Below are 26568 nucleotides of genomic sequence, written 5' to 3'. Positions count from 1 at the left end.
GTCATCCCTTCTTCGCAGCGGCGAGATCGTTGAAGTCGTTGGTGTAGTACTTGGACGGCGTCAGCTTGTCCTTGACGATTCCGGCCGAGTTCAGCCACGCCTCCCACCGCGTGAAGTCCTGGTCCTGGATCACGCCTGCATCCGGCACGCCGGGGCTCTTCCAGAACTTCAGGTTTGCCGTGCTTTCGTTGCGTCCGCGGCTTTCGATGATCTTGGTGAACCGGGCAATGACTTCATCACGCGGTGTTTCCGCAGCCCACTTGATGGCCTTGGCAACGCCCGTGGTGAAGGTGCGTGTGGTGTTCGGGTTCTTTTCAATGAAGTCGCTGCGGAGGACGATCTGGCCGCCGGCGAAGTTGCCGAAAAGTCCAACATCGCTGAACAGGGACCGCAGGCCGCCGGCCTCAATGGCCCGGTCCTGGAGGACACCGCCCAGGGTGCCCGCGTCCACCTGTCCGCGGCGGATTGCTTCTTCCGTGTCGTTGGGGGCCAAAGGAACCAGCTGGACCTGCTTGATCTCGTCCTGGCTCAGGCCGTTCTTGGTCAGGTAGCTGTTGATGACGGCTTCATGGTGGGCGCCAAGGGTGTTGACCGCGATCTTTTTTCCGATCAGGTCACGGGGTTCCTTGATGGAGCTGTCCGCCTTGACGTAGTAGCCGCTGAAGGTTTTCTCATCCGAACCGTAGTAGTTGACCACAGCCTTGACGGGGGCTCCGGCCTCGATCAGCTTGACTACCGCGCCGGAGAAAGCGCCGCCGAAGTCTGTCTGGTTCGTCGCAGCGGACTGGATGTCCTGGGGACCGCTGGTGGTGTTACCCACCCAGTCGAGTTTCAGGTCGCCCAGGTATCCGAGGTCTGCCGCCAGTTCGGGGAAAGTCACGTTGTTGGCCGAGCCCTGGTACCGAAGTTCTTTGACTTCGTTGCCAGGCTGGCCGCCTTGTCCGGCTTCGGCTGCACCGCCGCAGCCGCTCACCGTCAGCGCTAGTRCGACGGCGGCCGCGACGCTCAGGAGGGGCAGATGCAGTTTCATGGGAGCTACTTTCGATGGGTTGGGGTGGGTTGGGTTGGGTGTCGGGTGAGCCGGCTAACGCAATGGCCGGGGACCTTGCGCAACGGCTTGGGAACGATGAAAGCCCATGGCGACGGCGTGTGGGAAGTGGCGCGGTAACGCCCGGAAACGCTGCGAAACAGCCCGAAACGGGGCGAAATCCTGAGCCACGTCCGGCAATCGGAGGACTCAAAGACGCCGTATTGAGTCCCGTGAACAACAGCGACAGGTGCGCCTGAAATGACTGGCGCGGACCGCCGTCGGACGTTCATACTGCGGGACTCCACAGTCATATGGGGTTTAGTTCGTATTGATCCTCACAAGGAGGCCGAATTCTTCGCCTAGCGGGCGGCAGGGCAGATACGGTAGATACATGACGTCTAGCATCGCCGCCGAATCCATTCGGCCCACCCGCAACATTCCCGCCGACATCGCCCGCTCATGGCTTCTTGTGAACGCGATGAAAACGGAGCTTTTCGACGAATCCGCGGGTTCGCGCGCTGACGCCATCATTCTTGACATCGAAGACGCCGTGGACCCGTCCCAGAAGGACGCTGCACGCGAGAACGTGGTGAACTGGCTGACCGCAGGTGGCCAGGCCTGGGTCCGCATCAACGATGCCACCAGCAAGTTCTGGGCCGACGACCTCGCAGGACTGCGCGGAACTCCCGGCTTGCTCGGCGTGATGCTGGCCAAGACCGAGTCCGCCGACCAGGTCACCGAGTCCTACCACCGCATGGACGGCAAGACTCCCGTTATTCCGCTGGTTGAGTCCGCCCTCGGCATCGAGGAAGCCAACAACATTGCCCGTGCGCAGGGAGCATTCCGGCTCGCGTTCGGTTCGGGCGACTTCCGCCGCGACACCGGCATGGCGGCCACCCCGGAAGCCATGGCGTACCCGCGGGCCAAGCTCGTCGTCGCCAGCCGCGTCGGCAACCTGCCGGGACCGATCGATGGCCCCACCGTCGGCACCAACCACCCCATCCTGCGCGAGCAGACCGGCATCACCGTGACCATGGGCATGACCGGCAAGCTTTGCCTGGCCATTGATCAGACCACTGTGATCAACGAGGTCATCAGCCCCACGCCGTCCGACGTCGCCTGGGCCACCGACTTCATGAACGACTTCGAAGCCAACGGCCGCGTGATCCGTGACGGCTCCGACCTCCCGCGCCTGGGCCGCGCCGAGAAGATCATGAAGCTCGCCGTCGCCTTCGGAGTCCAGCCTTCGCTGTAGGCATGCCGGTCAGGTAAATATGCTCGTCCACGGAGTCGTTTGGGACTCGTCCTCTGCGGCGTTGAGGCTTTGGTCGCCGGAGTCGGAGTTCACTGATGTTGCGTTGGCCCGGGGCTCAGCCTTGGGCCTGCGCGTTTCCCCCGGTTTGTGGTGCCTGGGCCACAGCAAAGTCCACGGCCCGGGTGAGCGCACGCACGTTCCCTGCCCCAGTGGCTCTCCTGCTGAACGGGGCAAGCAATGCGGGACCTGCTTCGCCCGCGATGATTCCCGGCTGATGCACGACTTCCACCGGGGCGGCTCCGTTCCCACGGGCCTCCGCGCGTACCTGATGCAACCGCATTGGCTCTACGTGGCTACCTTCGCGAACGGGGCTACCAAAATCGGTACCGCGTCGGCGCCGCGCAAATGGAACAGGCTCGCGGAGCAGGGAGCGGTTCACGCTTCCTACGTAGCCCATGCTGAAGATGGCCGTGTTGTCCGGGTCCTGGAGGACCTTGTGACCCGCGAGCTCGGCCTCGTGCAGCAGGTCCGTTCCGCTGCCAAGGTGGCCGGACTCGTGGAGCCGCGCGACGCCGTCGAGCTTTCAGCCGTGAACCGGCAGCACGCCGGGCGCGTGCGCAGCTTGCTGGGCGGGCTGGCCATGACCGGTTTTGCCGTTGTGGAGGAAGAGTGGGACAGGCCCGCCCTGGCCGACACCCTCTGCACTGTCCGTCCCGGCGGCGTGCGTCACCGCTACCCGGCAACGTTCGACGACGGCGGGCACGGTCTGCGGATCCACTCACTGTCCGGGGCGATCGCCTTGGCGGGCCTGCCGGACGCTGCAGGCAACGAGGTCGAGGGCAGCTTCGTTGCCGACCTGGGCGCCTTGAAGGGCCGCAAGATCGAATTCGGTCCGCACACTACCGAGATCCCGGCCTTGCAGGACTCGCTCTTCTGACCTCCCGTTGCGGCGAGGGGCGACATCCCGACCCTAAAAAGGGCCTCTTTCCACTTCTTTCCCTTGAAAGCCAACCCCTCGCACCCACCCCGCTAGACTTGGACGGTGCTAGAACAATTCTGGGCCACCGCCTCCACCTCCTACAAAGCGCTGGTTTTCAGCGCCATGGGGCTGATCGCTGTGGGACTCATCCTGTCCATTGTTGGGAACACCACAGGGAACCAGGCGCTGGCCATGGCCTCTTTGCCCGTGATCGGTGTCGGCTTGATCCTGCACGTCACCGGAATGGTGGTCCGGGGCCAGAAGATCCGCAAGAGCTACAAGAAGTAGCGTGCCCGCGGTTTTCACGCTGCCCGGGAAGCCGCCGCCCGATAGGGTTGGACCATGAGTATCAATCCGGACCTGCAGGGCCGCAGCTACCCTGCCGCAGAGGTTTACGACGTCGGCCGTGAAAAAATCCGCGAGTTCGCCAAGGCCGTGAAGGCCACCAATCCGGCGCACTTCGATGTTGAGGCAGCAAAGGCCCTGGGCCACAGCGACCTCGTGGCACCGCCAACGTTCGCCATTATTGTCGCCCAACGTGCCGATGCCCAACTGGTTGAGGATCCCGAATCGGGCATCGACTTCTCCCGGGTGGTCCACGCCGACCAGCGGTTCACGCACCACCGCGCGATCGTTGCCGGCGACCGTCTGGTAGCCGAGCTGCATGTCGACGGCGTCCGGGCCATGGGTGGGGGAGCGATGATCACCACACGCTCCGAAATCTCCACGGAAGCCGGCGAGAAGGTCGCCACCACCACCTCGTCCATTTTGGTCCGCGGAGAGGGACAGTAACCATGAGCCACACATTCGAAGAACTCAGCGTTGGCCAGGAGATCGGCACGCGGAGCATTCCCGTCACCCGCCAGGACCTGGTGAAGTACGCAGGGGCGTCGGGGGACTTCAACCCCATCCACTGGAACGAAGCGTTCGCTACCTCCGTGGAACTCCCTGGCGTCATCGCCCACGGCATGTTCACCATGGGCGCCGCAGTCCAGTTGGTGAGCGACTGGGCAGGCGACCCTGCCGCCGTCGTCGATTACCAGACGCGCTTCACCAAGCCCGTCCTGGTCGCCGACACAACCGGCACGGATGAGGCCGGCGCTGTCATTGACGTCACCGGCGTGGTGGGAGCGCTCGACGCCGATGCCCGCACCGCCCGCATCGACCTCACCGTGGTAGCGGCCGGACAGAAAGTCCTCATGAAGTCGCAGGCGGTTGTGAAGGTCTCTTGAACCAACAGAACACCACCCCACACGGCAGCAAACCGAGCGCCACTGCGACTGCGATGTTGCGGTGGCGCGCCGCTGTTCTGGCGTCCTATGCTGCCAGCGGGGTGGCCTTCGCTACCTGGGTGTCCCGGCTGCCGGCCATCCGGGACGGCCTGGACCTGACTCCGGGCGGCATCGGGCTGCTGCTGATGTGCATGACGGTGGCGTCCTTCATCTCGATTTCAGCCTCGGGCCTCATCGTGCTTCGGCTCGGTCCCAAGCTCACCACGAGAATCGGCAGCTGCATGGTGGGGGCGGGGCTGGTTGTGGTCGGCATCGGGACCTCGCTTGCCGCCAATCCGTTGGTGGTTGCCGCAGGACTGGTGGTCCTCGGCCTGGGTACGGCAAGTTGGAATACTGCGTCCAATGTCGAGGGTGCGGCGCTTGAACGCGAACTTGAACGGCACATCATGCCGCACCTGCACGGCGCGTTCAGCCTGGGAACCGTGGCTGCGGCGGGCTTCGGGGCCTGGGCAGCTGCCGTGCACATGCCGGTGTTCTGGCACTTCCTGATTTCCGGCTTCGTGGTGACGGCCTCGGTGGTGACTGCCGGCTTCTGGTTCCGATCGGAAAAGACCGCCCAAGCCACCTCTAAATTCAGCCCCCACGAGACCGATACCTTCCGGGACCCCTCCACGGGCCCGCTGCCTGTTATTACTCCAACGCCGGCCGGCCAAGAGGGCGGCAAGGCAACCGCACCGCTGGACAACAAACGGCTTGTGGCCCTCGCATGGCGTGACCGCCGGACGCTGCTGATCGGAGTCCTTGTCCTTGGCCTGGCTTTGGCTGAGGGTGCGGCGGGTGACTGGGTGGCTCTGGCACTGGCAGACGGGCACGGCCAAAGCGACGCAGCGGGCGCCGTAGGTTACGGGGTGTTCGTGACGTTCATGACCATCGGCCGCTTCACGGGGACGGTCATTCTCGACTGGTTCGGGCGGGTGCTGGTGATGCGCTGGTGCTCGGCCACCGCCGTCGTGGGTCTTGCGCTTTTCGTGTTTTCGCCGGTTCCGTGGCTTGCGTTCGTTGCGCTGGCGGTGTGGGGACTGGGCGCTTCGTTGGGCTTCCCCGTCGGTATGTCTGCTGCCGCCGATGATCCCGTTCATGCCGCCGCCCGTGTCTCCGTAGTGTCAACCATCGGCTACGGGGCGTTCCTGTGCGGTCCTCCGCTCCTTGGATTGCTGGCAGAGCACTTCGGCATCCTCCATTCGCTGCTGGCCCCTCTGGCGCTGTTGGTGGTCAGTTTCTTCCTGGCACCCCTGGCGGGCAAGCAAAAGGCCTCGTCGGTGGAGCCGGCCGATGCCCGTTAGGCTTGATTGGTGACCCAGATGCTTCTTTCAGACTTGACCACAGCTGCCGTCGGCGGCCCCGCAGGGAACTATGTTGAAGCCCGCACCGAAGCCGAAATCATCGACGCCGTCCGCTCGGCAGACGCCGCGGGGGAGAAACTCCTGATTATTGGCGGCGGGTCCAATCTGCTGATCTCCGACGACGGTTTCGCCGGCACCGTGGTAAAAATCGCTTCCGAGGGCTTTACCGTGAACTCCGAGGACAGCTGCGGCGGTGTCTCCGTGGTGGTCCAGGCGGGCCACAACTGGGATGCGCTGGTGGAATATTCCGTGCTGCACGCGTGGTCAGGCTTGGAGGCGTTGTCCGGCATCCCGGGTGCCACGGGCGCCACCCCGGTGCAGAACGTTGGCGCGTACGGCGCGGACGTGTCACAAACCATTGCCGCGGTCCGGACGTGGGACCGGGAGCGCAACGCTGTCCAGACTTTCACCAATTCCGAGCTGAAGTTCGGCTACCGTGACTCAATCCTGAAGCAAACCACTGTTGAGGGATCCCCGCGCTACGTGGTCCTGACCGTGGAGTTCCAGCTGCCGTTGGGCCGGATGAGCGCCCCGGTCCGCTACGCGGAATTGGCCCGGGCGCTGGGCGTAGAGGCAGGCAAGCGTGCCTACTCGAACGACGTCCGCCGGGAAGTCCTGCGGCTCCGGGGATCCAAGGGCATGGTCCTGGACGCGTCCGATCGCGACACCTACTCCACGGGTTCCTTCTTCACCAACCCCATTGTCCCCGCCGACCAGGCGGCAGGGCTGCCGGAGAATGCCCCCAAGTATCCGGCCGGTTCAGACGGCCTGGTGAAGCTCTCCGCTGCGTGGCTGATCGACCAGGCCGGATTCGGCAAGGGCTTCGGGCTGGAGGAGACCAGCGTTTCCGGGGGGAGGGCTTCCCTGTCCACCAAGCACACCCTGGCCATCACCAACCGAGGCTCGGCCTCCACGGAGGATATGCTCGCCATCGCGCGCGAGGTGAGGGCTGGCGTCGTCGAACGCTTCGGCATTGAACTGCACCCGGAGCCGCTGCTGATCGGCGCCAGCCTCTAATCCCCTCGCGTGTTCCCGCGAGGGGCAAGCTTTCGGGTGTTTAGGGCGTGGCTTAGGGTTGAGGTCCCGCCCCTCGGCGCGTGTGGGCTAACGTGTGCGGCGTTCGGCGATTGGCAGCACCTTGTTGAGCAGCAGGAACGTGAGTCCGCAACTGACCGATCCCAACAGGAAGATCTGGCTGAACGCGATGCTTTGCGGCGACGGGCCGCTGGGCATGAACACGCCGGCCGTGGCGAATCCCACCAAGCCGAGCAGCAGCACGATAGCTCCGAGGAGGAAACTGCGGACCTGCGCTGCGGCGGCGGGGTAGTACCAGGGTTCCGGGGCGTCGTCGTGGCGATCCGCAAGGGGCTGGCTGGCCGCTGCCGTTCCGATCAGCAGCGCCGCCGCAGCGGTTGCCACCAAGCTGACGGTCTGGATGGCTTGCATGGAGGGGGAGAGGCTTACTCCCGTTCCCACCGCCACGATCAGCCCGGAGCCAAGTCCCACGAGCGTGCAGAACCAGCCGGCGGTTGCCAGCCACCGGCTCAATGGCCGCACAAACGGAGCGAGATCACCAAAAAGCATGAATTCATCCTAGGAGCCGCTGCTGGGTGACGGCTGGGAGGCTCGGCAAGGTTCCCTGTACTTGCCGGTCCTTTTAGGATGAAGCATGCCTGCACCCCTCACCCCGCGCGTCCTGGGCCGCTTGCGGCTCGCCGCCCAAGGCCTGTTGGGTAACGGCCTTCCGACCGTCCCCGCTGCCGTCCGTTGGATGACCGCCATGCAGGCACAGGACCTTGGCGCTGCGCTGTGGGCGGTGGGGCAGCGGGTTCCCGGTATTGCGGCATCCGACGTCCGTGCGGCCCTCGACGCCGGGACGGTGGTGCGTTCGTGGCCGATGCGCGGCACGTTGCATCTGCTGGCACCAGAGGACCTCCGTTGGATCCTGGGCATCACCAGTGGCCGGTTGATGAACATGGTGGCCGGGCGCCACCGGGAACTTGCCATCACGCCCGACGACATAGCCCACTGCCGGGACATCGCCTTCACAACTTTCGACACGCTCAAAACCGAAGGCGCGCCGGGCGCAAGCCGCGAGCAGCTTTTCCTCGCGTTCGAGGAGGCCGGCCAGCTCACCAAAGCCCAACGCGGCATCCACCTGCTCGGCAGCCTCTGCCAGCGTGCATGGCTGGTTCAGGGGCCCATGGCGGTGTCCAACGGCAAGGTGGGCGTGCAGCAGCTGTTTGTGCCTTTCGATGAATGGATCCACCAGTCACGGGAGCTGGACAGGGAGGAAGGCATCGCTGAGTTGCTCTTCCGCTATCTGAGGAGTCGCGGGCCGGCCACCATCAAGGATTTCTCGTGGTGGAGCCAGATCCCCTTGAAGGAGGCGCGGGCTGCCCTCGATACAGTCCGGGACGGCCTGGTTGAGCTGGAGTCCGGCGGCACCAGCTACTGGCTCTCGCCGGAGTCAGCTGCAATGCTCGACGACGGCGTCCCCGGCTCGCGCTCGTTGCTGGCTCTTCCCGGGTTCGACGAATACCTGCTCGGCTACCAGGACCGGAGCCTGGTCCTTGCCCCTGAATTCGCGGAGTTGGTGGTCCCGGGAAAGAATGGCGTGTTCAAGCGGATCATCGTCTCCGGGGGTGAAGTGATCGGGACTTGGGCGAGGACGGCGAGTGGCAAGACCATCGGAGTCGAGCCTGAGCCGTTCTCGGGGACGTTGGGGCCGGCGGCGGAACGGTCGTTCCAGGCACAGGGCCGGGCCTACCTGAAGTTCATGGCCGGCTGACCTGCTCGCTACGCCTCAAAGTCGTTGTCGGCCCGCTGTTTCGTTGCAGCCCAACGACGTTGTTGCGGGTCCGCGACGTTATTAGGGGCTGCGCGCCAAGGGCCGTCTCCGCGCGGGCATGATTTGATGCGGCACTTGTCCACATACGGCGGAAATGGGATGTCCTGACATCCTGGACCAACTCACGATGAATGCATGCAATCGCGAAAACTGGATGCACTAATAGCCGCCAATTGGCCTGACAGCACCATTGCTGTTACGTCGGACCTCGCAGGAAAAGGCTTGGGCGCCCGCGTGCTGACAGCGGGTGTGCGCTCCGGCAAGCTTATTCGGGTAAGACGGGGCGCATACGCCCGAAGCTCAGACTGGCGTCGCCGACCTCCCTGGGAGCAGGACCTGCTGAGAATCCAAGCACACCAGCTTAGTTCGCGCTCGGCCATTCTTTACAGCCATGCCAGTGCCGCGCGCCTGCATGGATGCGCACCGTGGGATGGTGGGCCCCTGGTGCACGTCACCACGCCGTTCTCGCCGGCCCAGACAAGTTCCGGGGAGGATGTACGGGCACATGGTGCAGCGCTGGAAGCTGCCGAGATTGTTGAGATCCTGACTCCTTGGGGGCGACCCGCCAGAGTGACGAGCCTGGAGCGCACTGTCGTCGATTGTGCCCGGACCCTGGAATTCGAACGGGCACTGGTGGTCGCAGACCAAGCCCTTCGCAGAGGGGCGGATCCGGTGTTGATTCAGGCTTATGTGGACGGGGGCCGGATCACGAGAGGCGCTCGACGCTTGCGGCGGGTGCTGGAYGCAATGGATGGCCGTTCCGAATCTGTGGGCGAGACCCGGACGCGTGCTCTTTTGGAGAGGCTGGGAATCCCGGAAGCCGTGCTTCAGCTCGAAGTCGATACTCCCATCGGTCGCTACCGCGGAGACTTCGGATGGCCGGACAGCAAAGTTATTCTCGAGTTCGACGGCCGTACCAAGTACTTCGACTATGCGCCCACTGACGAGGTGGTCTTTCAGGAACGGAGACGTGAGAAAGCACTCAATGCATTGGGCTGGGACGTTATCCGAATCGAGTGGCAGGATCTCGGCAGGCCGTGGGAAGTGGAACGGCAAGTGAAGACTGCCTTGTCGAGGCCAGAACGTCGAAAACCCGCTGTTCCGTTGCAGGGCAACAACGGAACAGCGGGCTAGGGACGTGGCAATGCCTGGGTTAGAGCTTGCCCGTCACAATGTTGAGCATGCGGCGCAGGGGCTCGGCTGCGCCCCACAGGAGCTGATCGCCCACGGTGAAGGCGCTGATGTATTCCGGACCCATTTCGAGCTTGCGGATACGGCCCACGGGGATGTCCAGCGTGCCTGATGCCGCAACCGGGGTCAGGTCTGCCATGGAGGCTTCCTTGGTGTTCGGAACAACCTTGGCCCACTCGTTGTCCTTGGCCAGGAGGTTTTCGATCTCCGTCACAGACAGGTCTTCGCGCAGTTTCAGCGTGAGGGCCTGGGAGTGGGAACGCATGGCTCCGATGCGGATGCACAGGCCGTCCATGGCGATGTGGTCCTTGCCCGCGGTTCCGGTTCCGGTTCCGAGGATCTTGTTGGTCTCGACGCCGGCCTTCCACTCTTCCTTGGACTGGCCGTTGCCGAGGTCGGCGTCGATCCAGGGAATCAGCGAGCCTGCGAGCGGCACGCCGAACTGCGTGGCGTCAACCCCGGTGCGCTGGGTGGCAAGCACCTTGCGGTCGATCTCCAGGATGGCCGATGCCGGGTCGTCCAGTTCGCTGCTGACCTCGTTGTTGAGCGTGCCGAACTGGTTGAGGAGTTCGCGCATATGGCGCGCGCCACCGCCGGAAGCGGCCTGGTACGTCATGGACGTGCCCCACTCCACGAGGTTGTTCTTGAACAGGCCGCCGAGGCCCATGAGCATGCAGGAGACCGTACAGTTTCCGCCGATGAAGTCCTTCACGCCACCGGAGAGTCCGGCGTCGATGACGTCGCGGTTGATGGGGTCCAGCACGATGATCGAGTCATCGTTCATGCGCAGGGTGGAGGCAGCATCGATCCAGAGGCCGTCCCAGCCGCGGCTACGGAGTTCACCATGGACCTGCTTGGTGTAGTCGCCGCCCTGCGCGGTGACAATAATCGGCAGCTTGGCAAGCGTCTCAATATCGAACGCGTCCTCGAGCTTGCCTGCCCCCTCTGCAAAGGACGGGGCGGCACCTCCTGCGTTCGAGGTGGAGAAAAATACCGGGTTGATGTTGGCGAAGTCGTTCTCTTCCTGCATGCGCTGCATCAGGACTGAGCCGACCATGCCACGCCAACCGACCAGTCCAACGGACGGATTAGCTGCTGTAGTCATTCACCAAGTCTAAACTTTCGAAGCAAAGTGCCGCTGTTGGTTACGTCACGCACGCGAAGCACGACGCCGGCACCCGCCACAGTGATGCTGCTGACTCAGTCGCGGGGAGCCGGCAGTGCGTCCGACTCCTGCAGCAGGGCGGCCTTGCGCTTGCGCAGGGCAAAGAAGGCACCGAAGGTGAACACCTGCGTCACGACCACCAGGACGATGATTCCAACGATCTTGTTGCCGCCCAGGATCATGGTCAGGCCAACAATGGCTGAGAGCAGGGCGAAGAGCGGCAGCAGCATGTAGCCCAGTACGAACAGGGTTTCGGGTTTTTTCAGCATGCTTAGTCTTCCTGGCTTTTCTGGCTTTCGTTCCGGCGCCATGTAGTGAACCGGTAGTTGGTGCCGTTCTTGGCGGTGAGCCACCCTTCGGCGGGCGCCATGGTGTCAAAGGTCCAGTCATCGCCGAGTTCGGGCGCGTAGGTGTCGCCCTCCACATCGGTGTCGATGATGGTGATGACCGCCAGGTTGGCGATACCCATGGACTGGCGGTAGATGTCGCCACCGCCGACAATCCACACCTTCTGGCCTCCGGGTGCAAACTGGGATTCCAGCAGTGCCTCGTCCAGGGAGGAAACCACGACGGCGCCCTGGGCCTCGGGCGTGGATGCCCACTTTTCGTTGCGGGTCACCACGATGTTGGTGCGGCCCGGGAGGGGACGGTACTTTTCCGGGAATGATTCCCAGGTCCGCCTGCCCATGATGACGGGGTGCCCGGTGGTGATCCGGCTGAAGTGCTTCATGTCTTCAGGCAGCTGCCACGGCATGGTCCCGTCCTTGCCGATGACGCCAGACTTGGTCTGCGCCCAAATCATGCCGATGCCGGTCATTCTGGCAGCGGTTTCCTGCGTGAAGATGACGCCGGGAAGCTGGGCCGGATCCTCGGAGGAAGGAGCGCTCATACCGCGATCGGTGCCTTGATGGTGGGGTGGTGGCGGTAGCCGACCACCTCGAAGTCGTCAACGGTGTAGTCGAAGATGGAGTCCGGCTTGCGGAGGATCCTCAGCTGCGGGTACTCGTACGGTTCACGGCTCAGCTGCTCCGCGACCTGCTCCACATGGTTGTCGTAGACGTGGACGTCGCCCCCGGTCCACACGAATTCGCCGGGTTCGAGGCCAAGCTGCTGGGCCACCATGAGCGTCAGGAGCGCGTAGGAGGCGATGTTGAAGGGGACACCCAGGAAAGTGTCGGCCGAGCGCTGGTACAACTGGCAGGAGAGCTTGCCGTCGGCAACGTAAAACTGGAAGAACGCGTGGCACGGCGGCAGCGCCATGTCCTTGAGTTCGGAAACATTCCATGCGGAGACGATGTGGCGCCGGGAGTCCGGGTTCGCGGCGAGGCTCTTCATCACTTCGGAGATCTGGTCGATGTGGCCGCCGTCGGGCGTGGGCCAGCTGCGCCACTGCACGCCGTAGACGGGGCCGAGTTCGCCGTCCGCGTCCGCCCACTCGTCCCAGATGGTCACTCCCTGGTCCTGCATCCACTTCACATTCGAATCCCCGCGCAGGAACCACAGCAGTTCCACGGCCACGGACTTGAAATGGACCCGCTTGGTGGTGATGAGCGGGAAGCTCCCGGCGAGATCGAACCTCAGTTGGCGGCCGAAAACGCTGCGCGTTCCGGTGCCGGTGCGGTCCGATTTGTGTGTGCCGTTGGCCATGACGTCGCGCAGGAGGTCTTCATACGGGGTGGGAATCACGGTTCAAGCTTACTTGTACCGTGCCCATTAACCGCCAGCCGTCCACGAAGAAGATCAATGAGCGTTGCGTCACCCACACCCGCGTCGCGGGCGGCCAGGATCAAGCCGTCGACGGCGGCGATCACCGCAGCGTCTCCGCCCGCCACGCGGTGCGGCGCCCGAGGCGGCCCGACGACGACAGTACCGTTCCGGCGTCGTGATTCGATGACGCCGGACAGCTCAAGTTCCTTGTAGGCACGCGCCACCGTCCCTGCGGCGATGCCGAGGTCCGCGGCCAGGCTGCGCACTGTTGGCAGGCGGTTTCCAGGTTCCAGGACCCCGACGGCGATCAGGGAGCTGAGCTGCCGGCGGATCTGTTCGTAGGGCGGAACCGGATCTGCGAGGTCGATGGAGATTCCGGCGGTCATGGCGTCGGCTGGTTCTGCTTGGGTTCGGTGCCCCTGGGAATCGCCCGGAAAAGGCTCCGGACAGGCGTAACCGCGACGACGACGGCAATGACGGCTACAACGACTCCTGTCATGTACACAGGACTCGGTCCCAGCTGATTGAAAGCCGGGAACAATGTTCCCCATGCTTCGGCGTTGCCAAGCATCATCACCGCTGACTGTGCCAGAAGGAATGCTGCCAGGGTTCGGACAATCCGGTACATCGAAATGGCGCGCAGTGCGGCATCAAGCCCGCTCTCGTCACCCACTTCAGGAAGACCTCGACGACGGCGCGTGGCCAGGATCGCGGCAGCGCCCATCAGTCCGACCCCCATCGTGAGAAAGAGGTTGGCGGGCCAGGCGGGTGGGCCGACCAGGAGTGATTGGCCTGTACCTGTAAGGACGAGCGTTACCGCAAAGACCGTGGCCGAAACGATGCTGAAGGTGAGCAACCCCTTGGACACCGGCTGCCGCGGCCAACCGAGGGGCACCTCCGGGTGGCCATAGTTGCGGGCGATCAGTAACTCGCCTGCGGCAATGGTGAGCAGGACCAGGACGGCAGACACGGTGACGACAATCGCCGGGGCAAGGGAGCGCTGGCCTTCTACCGGAATGAAACCGAACCAGAACACCAGTGTCACAAGCGGCAAGACGGCGGCGACTCCCAGGACCGCTCCGAGGGAAACGCTGAGTTTTGCTGCGCCGTGGGTGCGGGGATCGGCGCGGAGAGCAGTGCCGCTGATGGCTTTCGCGGATGCCTGAAGCGAAGGAAGGACCGGCACCTTCCACCACCACATGACCAGCAGCACAGCCATGTTGACAAGACCCAAAACGTTGAACCACGACGGTTGCCACGTTGCCCCAGGCGTCGGGAGGGCGGCAAAATTTCCCGCGATGCTGGCGAGGCCTGCGGCGATGGTGGCAACGGTCCGCAGCAGCCTGTTGGCTGCAATGGTTCGAAGCGTGCGGTTGTCGTCGCTGCTTAGCGTCTCCAGTTGGCGCCGCCGTGCGATGAGTACCAGGACGAGCCAGGTCCCTGCAACAAGGACCACTAAGGCGCCGCCAAGCCACCCGGCAAGTTCCGAACCCGCGATCCTTCCATCCTGGCCCTGGCCTGTGTAGACCGTCGTTTCCATTGATGATGGGGGAGCGGGGACGGGACGCACCGGAGCGTGAGCGGGCAGGGCTGCAATCGAGACTATGGCGGTACCGGCATAGGCAACGATCACGACTGTTGTCCAGGCGAGTTTCGCCGGGAGGAAATCGCGGATCCTGCGGACGGTGAGTTCAGCGTACCTGTGCGGGGATTTGGGGGCCGGGTAGCTCCACTGGCCCAAGGCATGGACCACCAAGGACGCGGCGATCGGCCAAGCCAGGGCCGATAGGAGGTCTTCCGAGGTGAAGGGCGCATTTGGAGAGGTCGGATTGGCCCGGATCACACCCGCGCTCATGGCTCCTTGCAGGGAGCTGGCCATCCAGCCAATGATGCCGACCCACAGGCCGTGTGATGCCACAGAGGTGGCGTCGGGCTTGGACCACACTTGTACCCGCAGGAACAGGTACACCAAGACGGCGCCCACGACGGGCCCCACCAAAAGCAACGGCGGCACATCAAAGGACACGGTAAAGACCCCCAAGTCTTAGAAACAATGTGTCAAGTATTTGATACAAAGACGTGGGAGTCAACCGTGCCGGTACCTAGTCGTCGAAAGGCTTGACCTGCTCCACGGAAACTATCTTCCGCTCGGATCCCCGCGCCACCTGGCACACGATGACCTCACCCGGCGAAAGAAAGGGATCCGCGGAGGGGAGGACTGCGCGCAGGTTTTGGGGCATGTGCTGCCCCAGTTGCTTCAGTGCGGTAGGCAGGGCGGGCCTGTGCGTGCAAACGGCTATGGGCAGTTGCTTGTCGAACAAGGCCTCGATGGCTGCAGCCGTCTTTTTCGGAGAACGCTGATGGTGGTGCTCGGTGAGCGCCTCCACCAACTTGACCTTCGCCCCCGACGCTTTCGCATAGGGCGCTATGGTTGCCACGCAGCGGGTCCATGGACTGGTCACCAGGCGCTGCGGTTTCCAGACGTCAAGAAGGTGCTGCACCGCAATGGCCTGCCGCTGGCCAGTGGCCGCCAAAGGACGGTCGCCCTCGGCCTTGGTCCAGGACGATCGCGGCTTGGCTTTTGCATGACGGATCAGGATCAAAGGCCACGTGTCGAGTTCACCCCGGACGTGTGCCTTCTCCAGATATTCCAAGGGCTTCACGTCCGTGGGATTGCTGAGGAATGACGCCGCCCGGTCAGGGCTGCACCACATCACGCTGTCCACTTCCTTGCCATCGGGACGGAGCGGTTCACCGTTGACTTTGGCGGCCCAATACTGGACCACCTTGAGGCCCGCCGACACGTGATAGTGGATGGCCGGGAGGGGAATGCCCAGCGGTGCCCGCAGGCCAATCTCTTCCCACACTTCACGGGCAGCGCATTCCGGAACCGTTTCGCCGGCGTCGAGCTTTCCCTTGGGCCATGACCAATCGTCATAGCGGGGCCGGTGGATCAACAGAACCTCCAAGGCACCCTTGTTGAGGCGCCACGGGATGGCGCCGGCAGCGACGACGGCTACCGGCTCGCCGGGGTGGTCTGTCTGATCCTCCACGGGGGTATCGCTGTTCAAATCTTCCTTACCTCCGTGCCGACGCACGCTGGCGCGAACGCGACTCCAACAGCCAGGACTGCATGTCCAGCAACGGCTTGCCATCGGCATCCAGGTGGTGCCTGGTCCAGTGCCCTTGGTTATCCAAGTGCCAGCTGGCCGTTCCGTCGTCAACATAGCGGCGCATCAGATCCATGACCGTGGTGATGTCCTCCTTGCTGGACAGCTGCACCAGGGCCTCCACGCGGCGGTCCAGGTTGCGGTGCATCATATCGGCGGAACCGATGTACACCACGGGATCGCCGCCGTTGCCGAAGGCGAACACCCGCGAGTGTTCAAGGAAGCGGCCAAGGATGGACCTGACCGTGATGTTCTCGCTGAGGCCGGGAACACCGGGGCGGAGGGAGCAAATGCCACGAACCACGACGTCCACCTTCACGCCCGCCTGGGACGCGCGGTACAGGGCGTCGATGATGGCTTCGTCAACCATGGAATTGACCTTGATCTGCACCAGGCCGGGAATGCCGGCACGGGCGTTGCGGATTTCAGTTTCAATCCGCTCCACAAGGCCGGCCCGGACGGAGCGCGGTGCCACCAGCAGCCTCTTGAAGGTGGACTTCGGCGCATAGCCGGACAGCTGGTTGAAGAGCTTGGAAAGGTCTTCGCCCACCTGCTCGTTGGCGGTCAGCAAACCGAGGTCTTCGTAGTAGCGGGCCGTGCGCGGGTGGTAGTTGCCCGTGCCAATGTGGCAGTAGCGGCGGAGGCCATCCACTTCCTGGCGAACCACCAGGGACAGCTTGCAGTGGGTTTTCAGGCCGACGATGCCGTACACAACATGGACACCGGCCTGTTCCAGCTTGCGCGCCCAGGAAATGTTGGCTTGCTCATCGAAACGGGCCTTGATCTCCACCAGGGCCAGAACCTGCTTGCCGGCCTCTGCAGCATCGATCAGCGCGTCCACGATCGGGGAGTCACCGGACGTCCGGTAAAGAGTCTGCTTGATGGCCTGGACCTTGGGATCCGCTGCGGCCTGTTCGAGGAACGCCTGGACCGAGGTGGAGAAGGAGTCGTAGGGGTGGTGCAACAGGATGTCCCTGCGGCGCATTGCCGCGAAGACATTCGCCGCCTTGGAGGTCTCGGACTCGTTGAGGTAGCGGGATGTGTGCGGGACGTGTTTCGGGTAGTGGAGATCGGCACGGTCTATGCCGCTGATCGCGGAGAGCCCCCGCAGGTCCAGCGGCGCGGGTACGGAGTACACCTCGGACTCCTCAACACCCAGTTCCCTGATGAGCAGGGCCTTGATGTTCGGGTTGATGTCCGTGGTGACTTCCAAACGCACGGGAGGGCCAAAACGGCGTCGCAGCAGTTCCTTCTCCAAAGCCTGCAGGAGGTTCTCGGCGTCGTCCTCTTCAACTTCCAGGTCCTCGTTGCGGGTCACCCGGAAGGTGTGGTGTTCCAGGACCTCCATGCCCGGGAAGAGCTTGTCCAAGTGGACAGCGATGACTTCTTCCAAAGCGATGAACCGGGCAACGCGGCCGGGAATGGCACCTGCGCGAGGCCCGTCCACGGAGATCAGGCGGGGCAACTGGTCCGGAACCTTGACGCGGGCGAAGAGCTCCTTGTCACTGATCGGGTTGCTGACGATCACGGCCAGGTTCAGGGAGAGGCCCGAAATGTACGGGAAGGGGTGGGCAGGATCCACGGCCAGGGGAGTCAGGATGGGGAAGACCTTCTCCTGGAACATGACGCTGATCCGCTGCCGGGCATCCTCATCCAGCTCATGCCAATGCATGAGGTGGATGTGTTCGTAGGCCAGGGCCGGCCGGATCTGCTCGGCAAAAACGCGGGCGTGGCGTTCCTGCAGCTTGTGGGCCTCTTCACCGATCTGCTCCAGCACCTCGATGGGGCTGAGCCCCGCGGGGGAGGGGACAGCCAGTCCGGTGGCGATACGGCGCTTGAGGCCGGCCACCCGGACCATGAAGAACTCATCCAGGTTGGAAGCGAAGATCGAGAGGAAGTTGACGCGCTCCAGCAGGAACAGATCGGGATCCTCGGCAAGCTCCAGCACGCGGGAGTTGAAGGCAAGCCAGCTGAGCTCGCGGTCCAGGAAGCGGTCCGGAGAGATGTCGCCTTCGGGTTCCAGGCTCGGCGCGAATTCGGGAATATCGATGCGGTCCTGGGTGGCCCGCGAGGCCGGCACTTCAGACGATCCGAAGCGCGGAGGCAGTGTCGCCCCCTTAGAGGTGGATCCGGCGATGCCGACGGGGTCCGGCTGCATGGGGCTCTCCTAAGCTCAGGACTGGGTTTCCTCCCACATTACAAGCAATCGCGGTGTCCGAATCCAATGAGCCGCCGCCTTTCCCTGCCGTTATCGCGCCAGGTTAATTTTTCGTTAACGGACCGTACATCACATCGGTGTCCCAGCGGATGAATCCCAGTTTCTGGTATAGGGCCACAGCAGCCTGGTTGTCGGCGTCCACATACAGCATCACGGCGTGGAGGCCCTGATCCTGGAGGTGTTTGATTCCGGCAACAGTCAAGGCTTTGCCGAGCCCCGAACCCTGTGCGGCCGGAGTAACGCCCACCACGTACACCTCGCCGATTGCCGGGTGCGGCCCTTGCCGGGGGTGGACCTTGGTCCAGTGGAATCCCAGGAGTTCGTCTGCGTCGTTGACGGCCAGGAAGAAACCTTCGGGATCGAACCAGTCTTCTGCTTTCCGGGCCTCGAGGTCCTCGAGCGTCATGGAACCCTGTTCGGGGTGGTGGGAAAAAGCGGCGCGGTTGGCGGCCAGCCACGCCTGCTCGTCCTGGCCCGGCACGAAGGCGCGCAGCGAAACGCCGTCCGGGAGGGCGGCGTCGGGCAGTGCGGATGTCGACGACATCAGCCGCATCTTCCACAGTTCGCGTACCGGCCCGTAACCGAAACGGGTGGCCAACTGCGCAGCGGCCTCGTGGCCGCCGTGCGACCAGGCGCTGAGGCCTTCAAGGCTCCGTTCCTTCTGCAGGGCGTCCAACAGCCGTCCGGCCACCCCCTGGTTCCGGTAACTGGGGTGGACGGCCAGTTCCAGGACTCCGCTGGCGTCCGGCGCGTCAACGACGACGGCGATTCCCGCCAGGTCTTCTGCCGTTGCCGGGTCTGAGCCCTCGATCGGCGCATACAGTGCGAAAGACACGACGGAATGATCGCCGCCGTCGGCACCACGCAGCATCACCAGGGTCTGCTCGGACAGGGGCGGGTTCCCGTCGGACTCCTCCGCCGCGGCGGTGAGTGCCCTGAAATCCCTGAGGAGTTCGGCATCCAAAGCGCCCTTGATGATCAGTACAGGCCAGTTCTCCGGGTGTGCTTGACTCATGGTGCAAGGCTATACGCCCCGGGCAAGCCCCGTAATTTGATGTCTCGGAGCAACGGCGGTAGTCTCGTTATCTCATTCGGCTTTGGCCGGGTACAGGGGGGATCCACCAGTGGGGTGGCCTCGATACGTTCGACCCGTATGTCCTCCACCAAGGAACGCAGGAAAGGCCGGGATCCGTGTGGATCCCGGCCTTTCCTGTGTCTAAACCTTTCCTGTGTCTAAACCGTTCCTGTGCCTAAACCGTCAGGCTTCGGAGAGCTCGTCGTCGGGCAACCGCACCAGGGTGAGCCTGTAGCCGACGTTGCGGACCGTGCTGATGAGGTTCTCATGGTCCACGCCGAGCTTGGCGCGAAGACGCCGGATGTGGACGTCCACCGTGCGGGTGCCTCCGTAGTAGTCATAGCCCCAGACCTCCGTCAGCAGTTGCTGCCGGGTGAAGACGCGGCCGGGGTGCTGTGCCAGGTACTTCAGGAGCTCGAACTCCTTGAACGTCAGGTTCAGGGGTTGGCCGCTGACGCGCGCGGTATAGCTTGCTTCGTCAATAACGACGCCGGCGGCCCGGATCTCAGTCTGGGTTTCTTCCTCGCCGGGCACGGCACGCGCCATGGCCAGCCGGATGCGGGCTTCCACCTCGGCAGGTCCGGCGGAGTCGAGCACGATGTCGTCCACGGCCCAGGCCGAAGAAACAGCAGCCATGCCGCCTTCGGTAAGGATCAGCATCAAAGGCGCGCTGAGTCCGGTTGCCTTGAGCAATTGCGTCAACGAGCGGGCTCCTACCAGATCCTTGCGGGCATCAAGGAAGACAATGTCCGTGGGATCGGTTTCGAGCAAAGCGGTTGGTTCTGCCGGGAGGATGTGCACGCGGTGGTTCAACAACTCCAAGGCAGGCAAAATGTCCACCGAAGAGCCGGTGCTGTTCGTCAGGAGCAGGATGTGCGACATAGTTCCTCCAATGGGCTGTACGCGCATCATCGGGCGTCGAAACCGGAGTTTCACCGGCCGGTCCCAGCGCCCCGCGGCCCTTGCCCGTTGTGACGGGATCGAGGCCAGGACAGTGCGCTGTTGAAGTCTGAGTATACCCATCAGTGCCCTGCGACACATGGATTCGTGACGGGTTGGCAGGGGAATTACGACATATTGGGCCGGTATAAGGCAGGATTGTCGGGAGGCCGTAGAAGGCGCATCGGATTGAGGTCGGGCACACAGTGAAGTCTTGGAGCATCGGGGTATTCGGACTCGTGGCGCTCGCAGCCATCGTGGCCAGCACCTTCGTTTCCCGGGAAGCCATGGTTGGCGTGGGCATCGCGGCGTCTGCAGCAGTAGGCATCGGCTGGCCGCATTTCCTGGGAGTTCCGGCCAAGAAAACGCTGGCAGCTGTCATTGGACTGGCCGGCGCGGGATCGGCAGTAGCTGCCGCGTACCTGCCTGCCCCTGGCTTCCTTGACGGAACTCCGGCTTTTGTTGCCCTTGGCGTGATGGCCGTCTTCATTGTCCAACTCGTCCGGGGCACGGGCCAGGCCCAACGCCTGGAGTCAACGCTTGGCTGCAGTGCCGGCGTGCTGCTCAACTGCCTGGGCGCAGGCTGGATAGCCGGTGCCAGGTTCAACGGCGTCAGGGAAATGGTCCTCGTTGCCGGCCTGAGCGCAGCCGTTGCGCTTTTGGTAGGCATCATCCGTTGGCCGGACCGCATCGTGGCGCCGCTCGGAGTGGTCATGGCGGGCCTCATGGGTCCCCTCGCCGGCCTCGTTTTCTCGGACATCGCTGTGCTGCCCGCTGCCTTGGTGGGTGTCGTGGTGGGTTCGGTACTGGTGTGTTTCCGCCGCATGACCACCCTCAGGCGGGGGAGGCTTAACATTCCGGCAGCTGTTGGAATGGGCGTGGCCCCGGTCTGGGCGGTGGGCGCCTTGGCTTACTTCATAGACAAACTACTCATCTACTAGCGGTTAGGATTGCATCATGTCTGTACTCGCATTTGAAATCTTCTTCCTCGTTCTCCTTGGCCTGGCCAGCATCGCCATGGCGTGGTTTGCAGGATTTGTTGTCTACCGCCTTTTCAAGGGCCAGAAGTAAGCTTTCTGGTTCTGCAGCCCAACCGAGGTAACTGTTGTGCCTATTGAGATCCCCACAGATCTGACGCCCGAACTCGTTCCCCTTTCCTGGCTCATTGGTGAGTGGGAGGGCCGCGGCCGGCTCGGCAGCGGCGACGAGGATTCGGAACATTTCGTCCAGCACGTTTCGTTCACCCACAACGGCCTGCCGTACCTGCAATACCGGGCCGAGACCTGGATCAGCGACGACGCCGGCGCAAAGTTGCGTCCGTTGACAGTGGAGACCGGGTTCTGGGCGTTGGAGCGGAAACTTGAGGAAGGCGACGGCGGCCCCGGACTGATCCCGGCGGACATCGTCCCCGTTCTCAAAACGGCAGATGAAGTCGAAGAGCGCCGCAACAAGGACGGCGGATTCGATATCTCCGTCTCGATCGCCCACCCCGGCGGCATCACCGAGCTTTACTACGGCCAGATCAAGGGACCCCAGATCCAGCTGAGCACCGACATGGTGATGCGCGGGAGCCACTCCAAGGAATACACTGCAGCCACCCGGATCTTCGGCTTGGTGGACGGCAACCTCCTGTGGCGCTGGGATGTCGCAGCCAACGGCAAGACCCTCGAAGCCCACGCATCGGCGTTCCTGCACAAGGTTTCCTGACCCAAAGGGTTCACCGTACGTTCCGCGCAGCACGCCAGGCAGAAGGAGCAGAAAGTGACCGATCACCCCAAACCAGGCGGCTACGAGGGCCTTAAGGCCGTCTTCTTCAACGGCACCCTGAAGCCCTCACCGCAGCTCAGCAACACCGATGGCCTGATCCGGATCAGCCGGGACATCATGGAAAAGCAAGGCGTCACGACACGCCTTATCCGCACCGTGGACCACGACATCGCCAGCGGCGTCTATCCGGACATGCGTGAACACGGCTGGAAGACAGACGAATGGCCGGAACTCTATCCCGCTGTCCGTGACGCTGACATCGTGGTGGTTGCGGGTCCCATTTGGTTGGGCGACAACTCCTCCCAGACCAAGAAACTCATTGAGCGGCTGTATGCCCACTCCGGTGAGCTGACCAGCAAGGGGCAGTGGGCTTTCTATCCCAAGGTGGGCGGTTGCCTGATCACCGGCAACGAGGACGGCATCAAGCACTGTGCCATGAACGTGCTCTACAGTCTCCAGCACATCGGTTTCACCATTCCGCCCCAGGCCGATGCCGGCTGGATCGGTGCTGTGGGACCGGGGCCCAGCTATTTGGACGAAGGATCCGGTGGCCCGGAGAGTGATTTTACTAACAGGAACACCACCTTCATGACCTGGAACCTGCTCCATATGGCCAAGCTCCTGCGTGATGCCGGGGGCATTCCCGCCTACGGCAACCTGCCGGAAGAGTGGAAGGCCGGCACCCGGTTCGATTTTGATAACCCGGAATACCGCTGAAGCGAAATATTGCCCAACCCGGAATACCCCTGAGCCGCAAGGACTTCTACTACATATGACTTACAAGAGCCCTCTGTTGTCGCGCCCTGGCGCCGTTGAAGATACCGGTCTGGACGAAGGCGTCGCGGCACACTACGGCGAACCGTTGCGTGAGCAGCGCGCTTTGGCAGCGGGCACCGCCGTCGTGGATCTGTCCCACCGCGGCGTGGTGACCGTGGCCGGACCGGACCGCCTGAGCTGGCTGAACACGCTGTCCTCCCAGCAGCTCACCAACCTGCAGCCGGGCGTCTCCAGCGAACTTTTGTTGTTGAGCGTCCAAGGGCGCATCGAGTTCGACGCCCGCGTCATTGACGACGGCGGGACCACCTGGCTGATCGTCGAAGCAGCCGAAGCGGCGCCCCTGGCTGACTGGCTTAACAAGATGAAGTTCATGCTCCGGGTGGAGATCGACGACGTCTCGGAGCAGTGGGCCGTGGTGGGGGCCACCAAACCGCTGGATCAGTTCTCCTCCCGCCTTGTGTGGGAGGATCCATGGCCGCACGTCAGTCCTGGAGGCTACGCCTACAGCATCGTGCCGGAGGAATCCCACCCCGGGCTGGAGCGGCCCTGGTACGAATTCCTTGTTCCCGCAGCTGAGCTCGAGACCGCGGTGGAGGGCCTCCCGCTGGCCGGCGCCATGGCAGCGGACGCGTTGAGGGTGGCTGCCTGGCGGCCCCGTCTGGGCGCGGAGACCGACGAGAAGACGATTCCGCATGAACTGGATCTGCTGCGCACCTCGGTGCACCTGAACAAGGGTTGCTACAAGGGCCAGGAAACCATCGCCCGGGTCCACAATCTCGGGCACCCGCCGAGGCGGCTGGTGTTCCTTCAGCTCGATGGTTCCCAGCACACCTTGCCGGCTGTGGGCAGTGTTGTATTTGCCGGGGAACGCAAGGTGGGTACTCTGACATCGGTGGCGCAGCACTTCGAGATGGGCCCTGTGGCGTTGGCCGTGATCAAGCGGTCCGTTTCCGCGGAGGAAACCCTCACGGTGATGGACGGCGAGGAGCCTTACATCGCAGCCCAGGAAGTGATCGTCGCCCCCGACGCCGGACAGGTTGTCGGGCGCCAGACCGGATTCCTGAAGGGACCCCACCGATGACCCCAAGCGATGGCCCTGCTGCCACAAACGACCAGACAGGCCCCGACGAGGAGACGCTGGCTCTGGCCCATGCCCTGTTCGACGCCGCCCGTGAGGGAAACACGGAGTTGCTGCGGGGCTATCTGAACGCCGGAGCCCCCGCCACCCTCACCAACGCGGCAGGGGATTCGCTGTTGATGCTCGCGGCCTACCACGGACATGAGGACGCCGTGCAGTTGATCATCCACCATGGTGCCGATGTCAACGCTGCGAACGACCGCGGACAGACGCCTCTCGCAGGCGCCGTTTTCAAGGGATACACGGGGGTCGCCAGGGCCCTGTTGGATGCGGGAGCGGATCCCGACGCCGGTACGCCCAGCGCGCGCGACGCCGCCTCGATGTTCGCCCGCACGGAAATCCTGGCCCTCCTGGGCTGACCGGGCTTTCCAGGTAAACCCCGGCCGCAGCAGCAGCCGGGGTTTACTTGCACCTGATTACTCCACGTGGAATAGTTGTTGTGGAATATTCTTGGTGGGAGGAGCAGGCTGTGGCCAAAAGTGCTGAGTTGACGCCGTTGGGCGTTGCGTCATTGGCGCTTCTCGCCGAGCAACCCATGCATCCCTACGAGATGTACCAAGTACTGATGGCCCGTCACGAGGACCGGTTGGTCAAGGTCCGTCCGGGCACGCTCTATCACGCGGTCGGACGGCTTGAGGAACACGGACTCGTGGAGGCGACAGGGACGGAGCGCGAAGGCAACCGCCCCGAGCGGACCACCTATCGGATTACGGAGGCTGGACATGCGGCATTGGACGCGCGGCTCCAGGCCATGCTCGCTGCTCCCGTCAACGAATACCCTGTCTTTCCCCATGCCATTGCCGAAGCGCACCACCTCCCCGCGGAGGTGGTGACAGGCCTCCTGGAGGACCGGCTGGTCGCCTTGAACGCCGACCTCGACTTCCTGGTCCATGCCCAGGAGGCCGTGACGGCCAAGGGGCTGGACCGCAAATACTGGATCGACATCACTTATCAGCAAGCCATGCTTCGAACCGAGATCGCGTGGATCCGCGGTCTCCTTGAGGAGTTGGGCACCGGGCAGCTGCCTTGGGATGAACCCCGCCCTGCCCTCACCGGACTTTCAAACAAGCCAAAGGAATCCCTTGGAAAACATAGCTAAGCCATGGCCCGCACTGTGGTCACTCGTGGTTGGCTTCTTCATGATCCTCATCGACACCACCATTGTGTCGGTCGCGAATCCGCGGATCATGGAAGGCCTCAATACTGACATCAACGCCGTTATCTGGGTCACCAGCGCCTACCTGCTGGCCTATGCAGTACCCCTTCTCATCACCGGCAGGCTTGGTGACCGCTTCGGACCCAAGAACCTGTACCTCATCGGCTTGGTGGTCTTTACCCTGGCCTCGCTGTGGTGCGGCCTTTCCGGCGACGTGACCATGCTGATCGCTGCCAGGGCGGTGCAAGGACTCGGTGCCGCCATGATGACTCCCCAGACCATGGCCGTCATCACGCGTATCTTCCCGCCGGACCGGCGCGGTGCCGCCATGGGCCTGTGGGGAGCCACTGCAGGCATGGCCGTACTGGTGGGCCCCATCCTGGGCGGCGTGCTGGTCGACAGCCTCGGCTGGGAGTGGATCTTCTTCGTCAACGTCCCGATCGGTCTTGTGGCTTTCATCCTGGTCATGCGGTTCGTACCCAAACTGACCACGCACAGCCACTCCTTCGACGTTCTGGGCGTGCTGCTTTCCGCCGTCGGCATGTTCCTGCTGGTATTCGGAATCCAGGAAGGCCAGACCTACAAGTGGGGCACTGTGACTGGGTTCATTTCGGTGTGGGGCCTGATCATCACCGGTCTCGCGGTTCTCGTGGTCTTTGTCCTCTGGCAGTGGATCCTCGAACRCCGCGGAGGTGAACCGCTGCTTCCCCTGGGACTGTTCAAGGAACGCAACTTCTCCTTGGGCAACACCACCATCATGGCAGTCGGCTTCACGGTGACAGCGTTCCCTTTGCCCACCATCTTCTACTACCAGACAGTCCGGGGCCTGACGCCGACCCAGTCGGCCCTGCTCATGATCCCCATGGCAGTGATCTCAGGTGCCCTGGCGCCCTTCGTGGGCAAGCTGATCGACCGGGCCAACCCCCGATGGTTCGCGTCCTTCGGCCTGCTTTGCCTCTCCGGAGCCCTGTTCTGGACCGCTTCCTTGCTGGGCCCGGACACTCCCATCTGGATGTTCCTGCTGCCCAGCGCCTTGCAGGGTGTTGCCAATGCCTTCATCTGGGGGCCAGTGTCCAACGCCACCACCCGCAACCTGGAACCGCGCCAGGCCGGTGCCGGCTCGGGCGTCTTCAACACCACGCGCCAGATCGGTGCCGTGCTGGGTTCGGCTGCGATCGCTGCCCTGATCCAGTCACGCCTGGCGGCTGAGCTCCCGGCCGCACCAGCAGGCGCGCCGGTCGGCGAGGTCTCCATGGGCGGCACTTTGCCGGAGTTCCTGCACGCGGGATTCTCGACGGCGATGAGCCAGTCCATCATGCTGCCGGCCTTCGCGATCCTGCTGGGCGCCGTCGTCGCTCTGTTTTTCGGCAAACCGAAGTCCGTTTCCGGTTGGGGCGCGAAGGCTCCTGCCCAGGCTGAAACGGCCGACGCCGAACTCCAGCGCTAAGCGTGGAGTCTTTGTCCGGCTGATGCCCTGGGGGGAGACTCCCCGAAGGGCATTGGCTGGACAAAACT

General features: G+C 63.6%; 28 protein-coding genes. 16 read left to right on the top strand and 12 right to left on the bottom strand.

Annotated elements, in window-relative coordinates; translation table 11 throughout:
- Position 1: 1 nt before the first annotated feature.
- Positions 2 to 1030, bottom strand: a complete 1029-nt coding sequence (locus tag AB4Y81_RS02565; protein WP_441995068.1) for an ABC transporter substrate-binding protein — start codon at positions 1028 to 1030, stop codon at positions 2 to 4.
- A gap of 391 nt (positions 1031 to 1421) precedes the next feature.
- Here AB4Y81_RS02565 and AB4Y81_RS02560 point away from each other — a divergent pair, with 391 nt between their 5' ends.
- The 7 genes from AB4Y81_RS02560 to AB4Y81_RS02530 all read left to right on the top strand — a co-directional run bounded on the left by AB4Y81_RS02560 (position 1422) and on the right by AB4Y81_RS02530 (position 6916).
- A complete protein-coding gene (locus tag AB4Y81_RS02560) occupies positions 1422 to 2285 on the top strand; it encodes an HpcH/HpaI aldolase/citrate lyase family protein (protein WP_018776736.1) in 864 nt (287 codons plus the stop codon).
- A gap of 19 nt (positions 2286 to 2304) precedes the next feature.
- Positions 2305 to 3222: a DUF2797 domain-containing protein gene (locus AB4Y81_RS02555; RefSeq protein ID WP_055971621.1), complete on the top strand. Its 918-nt coding sequence runs from the start codon at positions 2305 to 2307 to the stop codon at positions 3220 to 3222.
- Between the two features lie 105 nt (positions 3223 to 3327).
- On the top strand, positions 3328 to 3552 hold the full coding sequence (locus AB4Y81_RS02550) for a DUF3188 domain-containing protein (protein ID WP_018776734.1): 225 nt from the start codon (positions 3328 to 3330) through the stop codon (positions 3550 to 3552).
- A gap of 54 nt (positions 3553 to 3606) precedes the next feature.
- Positions 3607 to 4056, top strand: a complete 450-nt coding sequence (locus AB4Y81_RS02545; protein WP_018776733.1) for a MaoC family dehydratase N-terminal domain-containing protein — start codon at positions 3607 to 3609, stop codon at positions 4054 to 4056.
- Positions 4057 to 4058: 2 nt separating this feature from the next.
- Positions 4059 to 4496 (top strand): MaoC family dehydratase, encoded by a 438-nt coding sequence (locus tag AB4Y81_RS02540; protein WP_018776732.1) that lies wholly within the window; start codon positions 4059 to 4061, stop codon positions 4494 to 4496.
- A gap of 53 nt (positions 4497 to 4549) precedes the next feature.
- A complete protein-coding gene (locus AB4Y81_RS02535) occupies positions 4550 to 5839 on the top strand; it encodes an MFS transporter (RefSeq protein WP_441995416.1) in 1290 nt (429 codons plus the stop codon).
- Positions 5840 to 5848: 9 nt separating this feature from the next.
- A complete protein-coding gene (locus tag AB4Y81_RS02530) occupies positions 5849 to 6916 on the top strand; it encodes a UDP-N-acetylmuramate dehydrogenase (RefSeq protein WP_416428411.1) in 1068 nt (355 codons plus the stop codon).
- 87 nt (positions 6917 to 7003) lie between these two features.
- Here the strand turns inward: AB4Y81_RS02530 and AB4Y81_RS02525 are convergent, their stop codons facing one another.
- A complete protein-coding gene (locus AB4Y81_RS02525) occupies positions 7004 to 7483 on the bottom strand; it encodes a hypothetical protein (RefSeq protein ID WP_018776729.1) in 480 nt (159 codons plus the stop codon).
- A gap of 85 nt (positions 7484 to 7568) precedes the next feature.
- Here AB4Y81_RS02525 and AB4Y81_RS02520 point away from each other — a divergent pair, with 85 nt between their 5' ends.
- Together AB4Y81_RS02520 and AB4Y81_RS02515 are read left to right on the top strand one after the other, a co-directional pair.
- Complete coding sequence (locus AB4Y81_RS02520) at positions 7569 to 8690, top strand: winged helix DNA-binding domain-containing protein (protein ID WP_441995064.1); 1122 nt, start codon at positions 7569 to 7571, stop codon at positions 8688 to 8690.
- 504 nt (positions 8691 to 9194) lie between these two features.
- Positions 9195 to 9884 (top strand): DUF559 domain-containing protein, encoded by a 690-nt coding sequence (locus AB4Y81_RS02515; protein WP_235503006.1) that lies wholly within the window; start codon positions 9195 to 9197, stop codon positions 9882 to 9884.
- Between the two features lie 19 nt (positions 9885 to 9903).
- Here AB4Y81_RS02515 and asd read toward each other — a convergent pair whose 3' ends face one another.
- From asd to AB4Y81_RS02465, 10 genes are all read right to left on the bottom strand, one after another.
- Positions 9904 to 11046, bottom strand: a complete 1143-nt coding sequence (asd, locus tag AB4Y81_RS02510; RefSeq protein ID WP_055971632.1) for an aspartate-semialdehyde dehydrogenase — start codon at positions 11044 to 11046, stop codon at positions 9904 to 9906.
- Between the two features lie 95 nt (positions 11047 to 11141).
- A complete protein-coding gene (locus AB4Y81_RS02505) occupies positions 11142 to 11375 on the bottom strand; it encodes an NF038396 family protein (RefSeq protein ID WP_018776726.1) in 234 nt (77 codons plus the stop codon).
- Between the two features lie 2 nt (positions 11376 to 11377).
- Positions 11378 to 11995 carry a dihydrofolate reductase gene (locus tag AB4Y81_RS02500; protein WP_064721581.1) on the bottom strand — a complete coding sequence of 206 codons (618 nt, stop codon included), beginning with the start codon at positions 11993 to 11995 and terminating at the stop codon, positions 11378 to 11380.
- Entirely contained in the window at positions 11992 to 12753 is a 762-nt protein-coding gene (locus AB4Y81_RS02495) for a thymidylate synthase (RefSeq protein WP_051088475.1), read from the bottom strand. The genes AB4Y81_RS02500 and AB4Y81_RS02495 overlap by 4 nt, the downstream gene beginning before the upstream one ends.
- A 35-nt stretch (positions 12754 to 12788) precedes the next feature.
- A complete protein-coding gene (locus AB4Y81_RS02490; RefSeq protein WP_064721582.1) occupies positions 12789 to 13199 on the bottom strand; it encodes a GntR family transcriptional regulator in 411 nt (136 codons plus the stop codon).
- The gene (locus AB4Y81_RS02485) at positions 13196 to 14839 is read right to left on the bottom strand and encodes a hypothetical protein (RefSeq protein WP_441995060.1); all 1644 of its coding nucleotides are present in this window, start codon (positions 14837 to 14839) and stop codon (positions 13196 to 13198) included. Before AB4Y81_RS02485 ends, AB4Y81_RS02490 begins: the two co-directional genes overlap by 4 nt.
- Before the next feature lie 76 nt (positions 14840 to 14915).
- Positions 14916 to 15884: an NUDIX hydrolase gene (locus tag AB4Y81_RS02480; RefSeq protein WP_064721583.1), complete on the bottom strand. Its 969-nt coding sequence runs from the start codon at positions 15882 to 15884 to the stop codon at positions 14916 to 14918.
- Between the two features lie 7 nt (positions 15885 to 15891).
- A complete protein-coding gene (locus AB4Y81_RS02475; protein WP_018776720.1) occupies positions 15892 to 18141 on the bottom strand; it encodes an RNA degradosome polyphosphate kinase in 2250 nt (749 codons plus the stop codon).
- Positions 18142 to 18244: 103 nt separating this feature from the next.
- The gene (mshD, locus tag AB4Y81_RS02470; protein WP_189075263.1) at positions 18245 to 19216 is read right to left on the bottom strand and encodes a mycothiol synthase; all 972 of its coding nucleotides are present in this window, start codon (positions 19214 to 19216) and stop codon (positions 18245 to 18247) included.
- A 243-nt stretch (positions 19217 to 19459) separates the two neighbouring features.
- A complete protein-coding gene (locus AB4Y81_RS02465) occupies positions 19460 to 20158 on the bottom strand; it encodes a winged helix-turn-helix transcriptional regulator (protein ID WP_018776718.1) in 699 nt (232 codons plus the stop codon).
- 263 nt (positions 20159 to 20421) lie between these two features.
- Here AB4Y81_RS02465 and AB4Y81_RS02460 point away from each other — a divergent pair, with 263 nt between their 5' ends.
- From AB4Y81_RS02460 to AB4Y81_RS02430, 7 genes are all read left to right on the top strand, one after another.
- On the top strand, positions 20422 to 21156 hold the full coding sequence (locus tag AB4Y81_RS02460) for a hypothetical protein (protein WP_018776717.1): 735 nt from the start codon (positions 20422 to 20424) through the stop codon (positions 21154 to 21156).
- A gap of 166 nt (positions 21157 to 21322) precedes the next feature.
- Positions 21323 to 21922 (top strand): FABP family protein, encoded by a 600-nt coding sequence (locus AB4Y81_RS02455; RefSeq protein WP_018776715.1) that lies wholly within the window; start codon positions 21323 to 21325, stop codon positions 21920 to 21922.
- A gap of 54 nt (positions 21923 to 21976) precedes the next feature.
- Entirely contained in the window at positions 21977 to 22699 is a 723-nt protein-coding gene (locus AB4Y81_RS02450) for a flavodoxin family protein (RefSeq protein WP_039242420.1), read from the top strand.
- 55 nt (positions 22700 to 22754) lie between these two features.
- A complete protein-coding gene (gene ygfZ / locus AB4Y81_RS02445) occupies positions 22755 to 23840 on the top strand; it encodes a CAF17-like 4Fe-4S cluster assembly/insertion protein YgfZ (protein ID WP_441995056.1) in 1086 nt (361 codons plus the stop codon).
- The gene (locus AB4Y81_RS02440) at positions 23837 to 24256 is read left to right on the top strand and encodes an ankyrin repeat domain-containing protein (RefSeq protein ID WP_018776712.1); all 420 of its coding nucleotides are present in this window, start codon (positions 23837 to 23839) and stop codon (positions 24254 to 24256) included. The genes ygfZ and AB4Y81_RS02440 overlap by 4 nt, the downstream gene beginning before the upstream one ends.
- A gap of 110 nt (positions 24257 to 24366) precedes the next feature.
- Entirely contained in the window at positions 24367 to 24996 is a 630-nt protein-coding gene (locus AB4Y81_RS02435; RefSeq protein WP_079580759.1) for a PadR family transcriptional regulator, read from the top strand.
- Positions 24980 to 26500: a DHA2 family efflux MFS transporter permease subunit gene (locus tag AB4Y81_RS02430; RefSeq protein WP_441995053.1), complete on the top strand. Its 1521-nt coding sequence runs from the start codon at positions 24980 to 24982 to the stop codon at positions 26498 to 26500. The genes AB4Y81_RS02435 and AB4Y81_RS02430 overlap by 17 nt, the downstream gene beginning before the upstream one ends.
- Positions 26501 to 26568 lie beyond the last annotated feature (68 nt).

The sequence above is a fragment of the Paenarthrobacter sp. TAF1 genome (genome assembly GCF_052113825.1).
In the GTDB taxonomy this organism is placed as follows: Bacteria; Actinomycetota; Actinomycetes; order Actinomycetales; family Micrococcaceae; genus Arthrobacter; species Arthrobacter nicotinovorans.
Note: the sequence above shows the minus strand (reverse complement) of the source record. Positions and strands in the feature narration are given on the sequence as shown.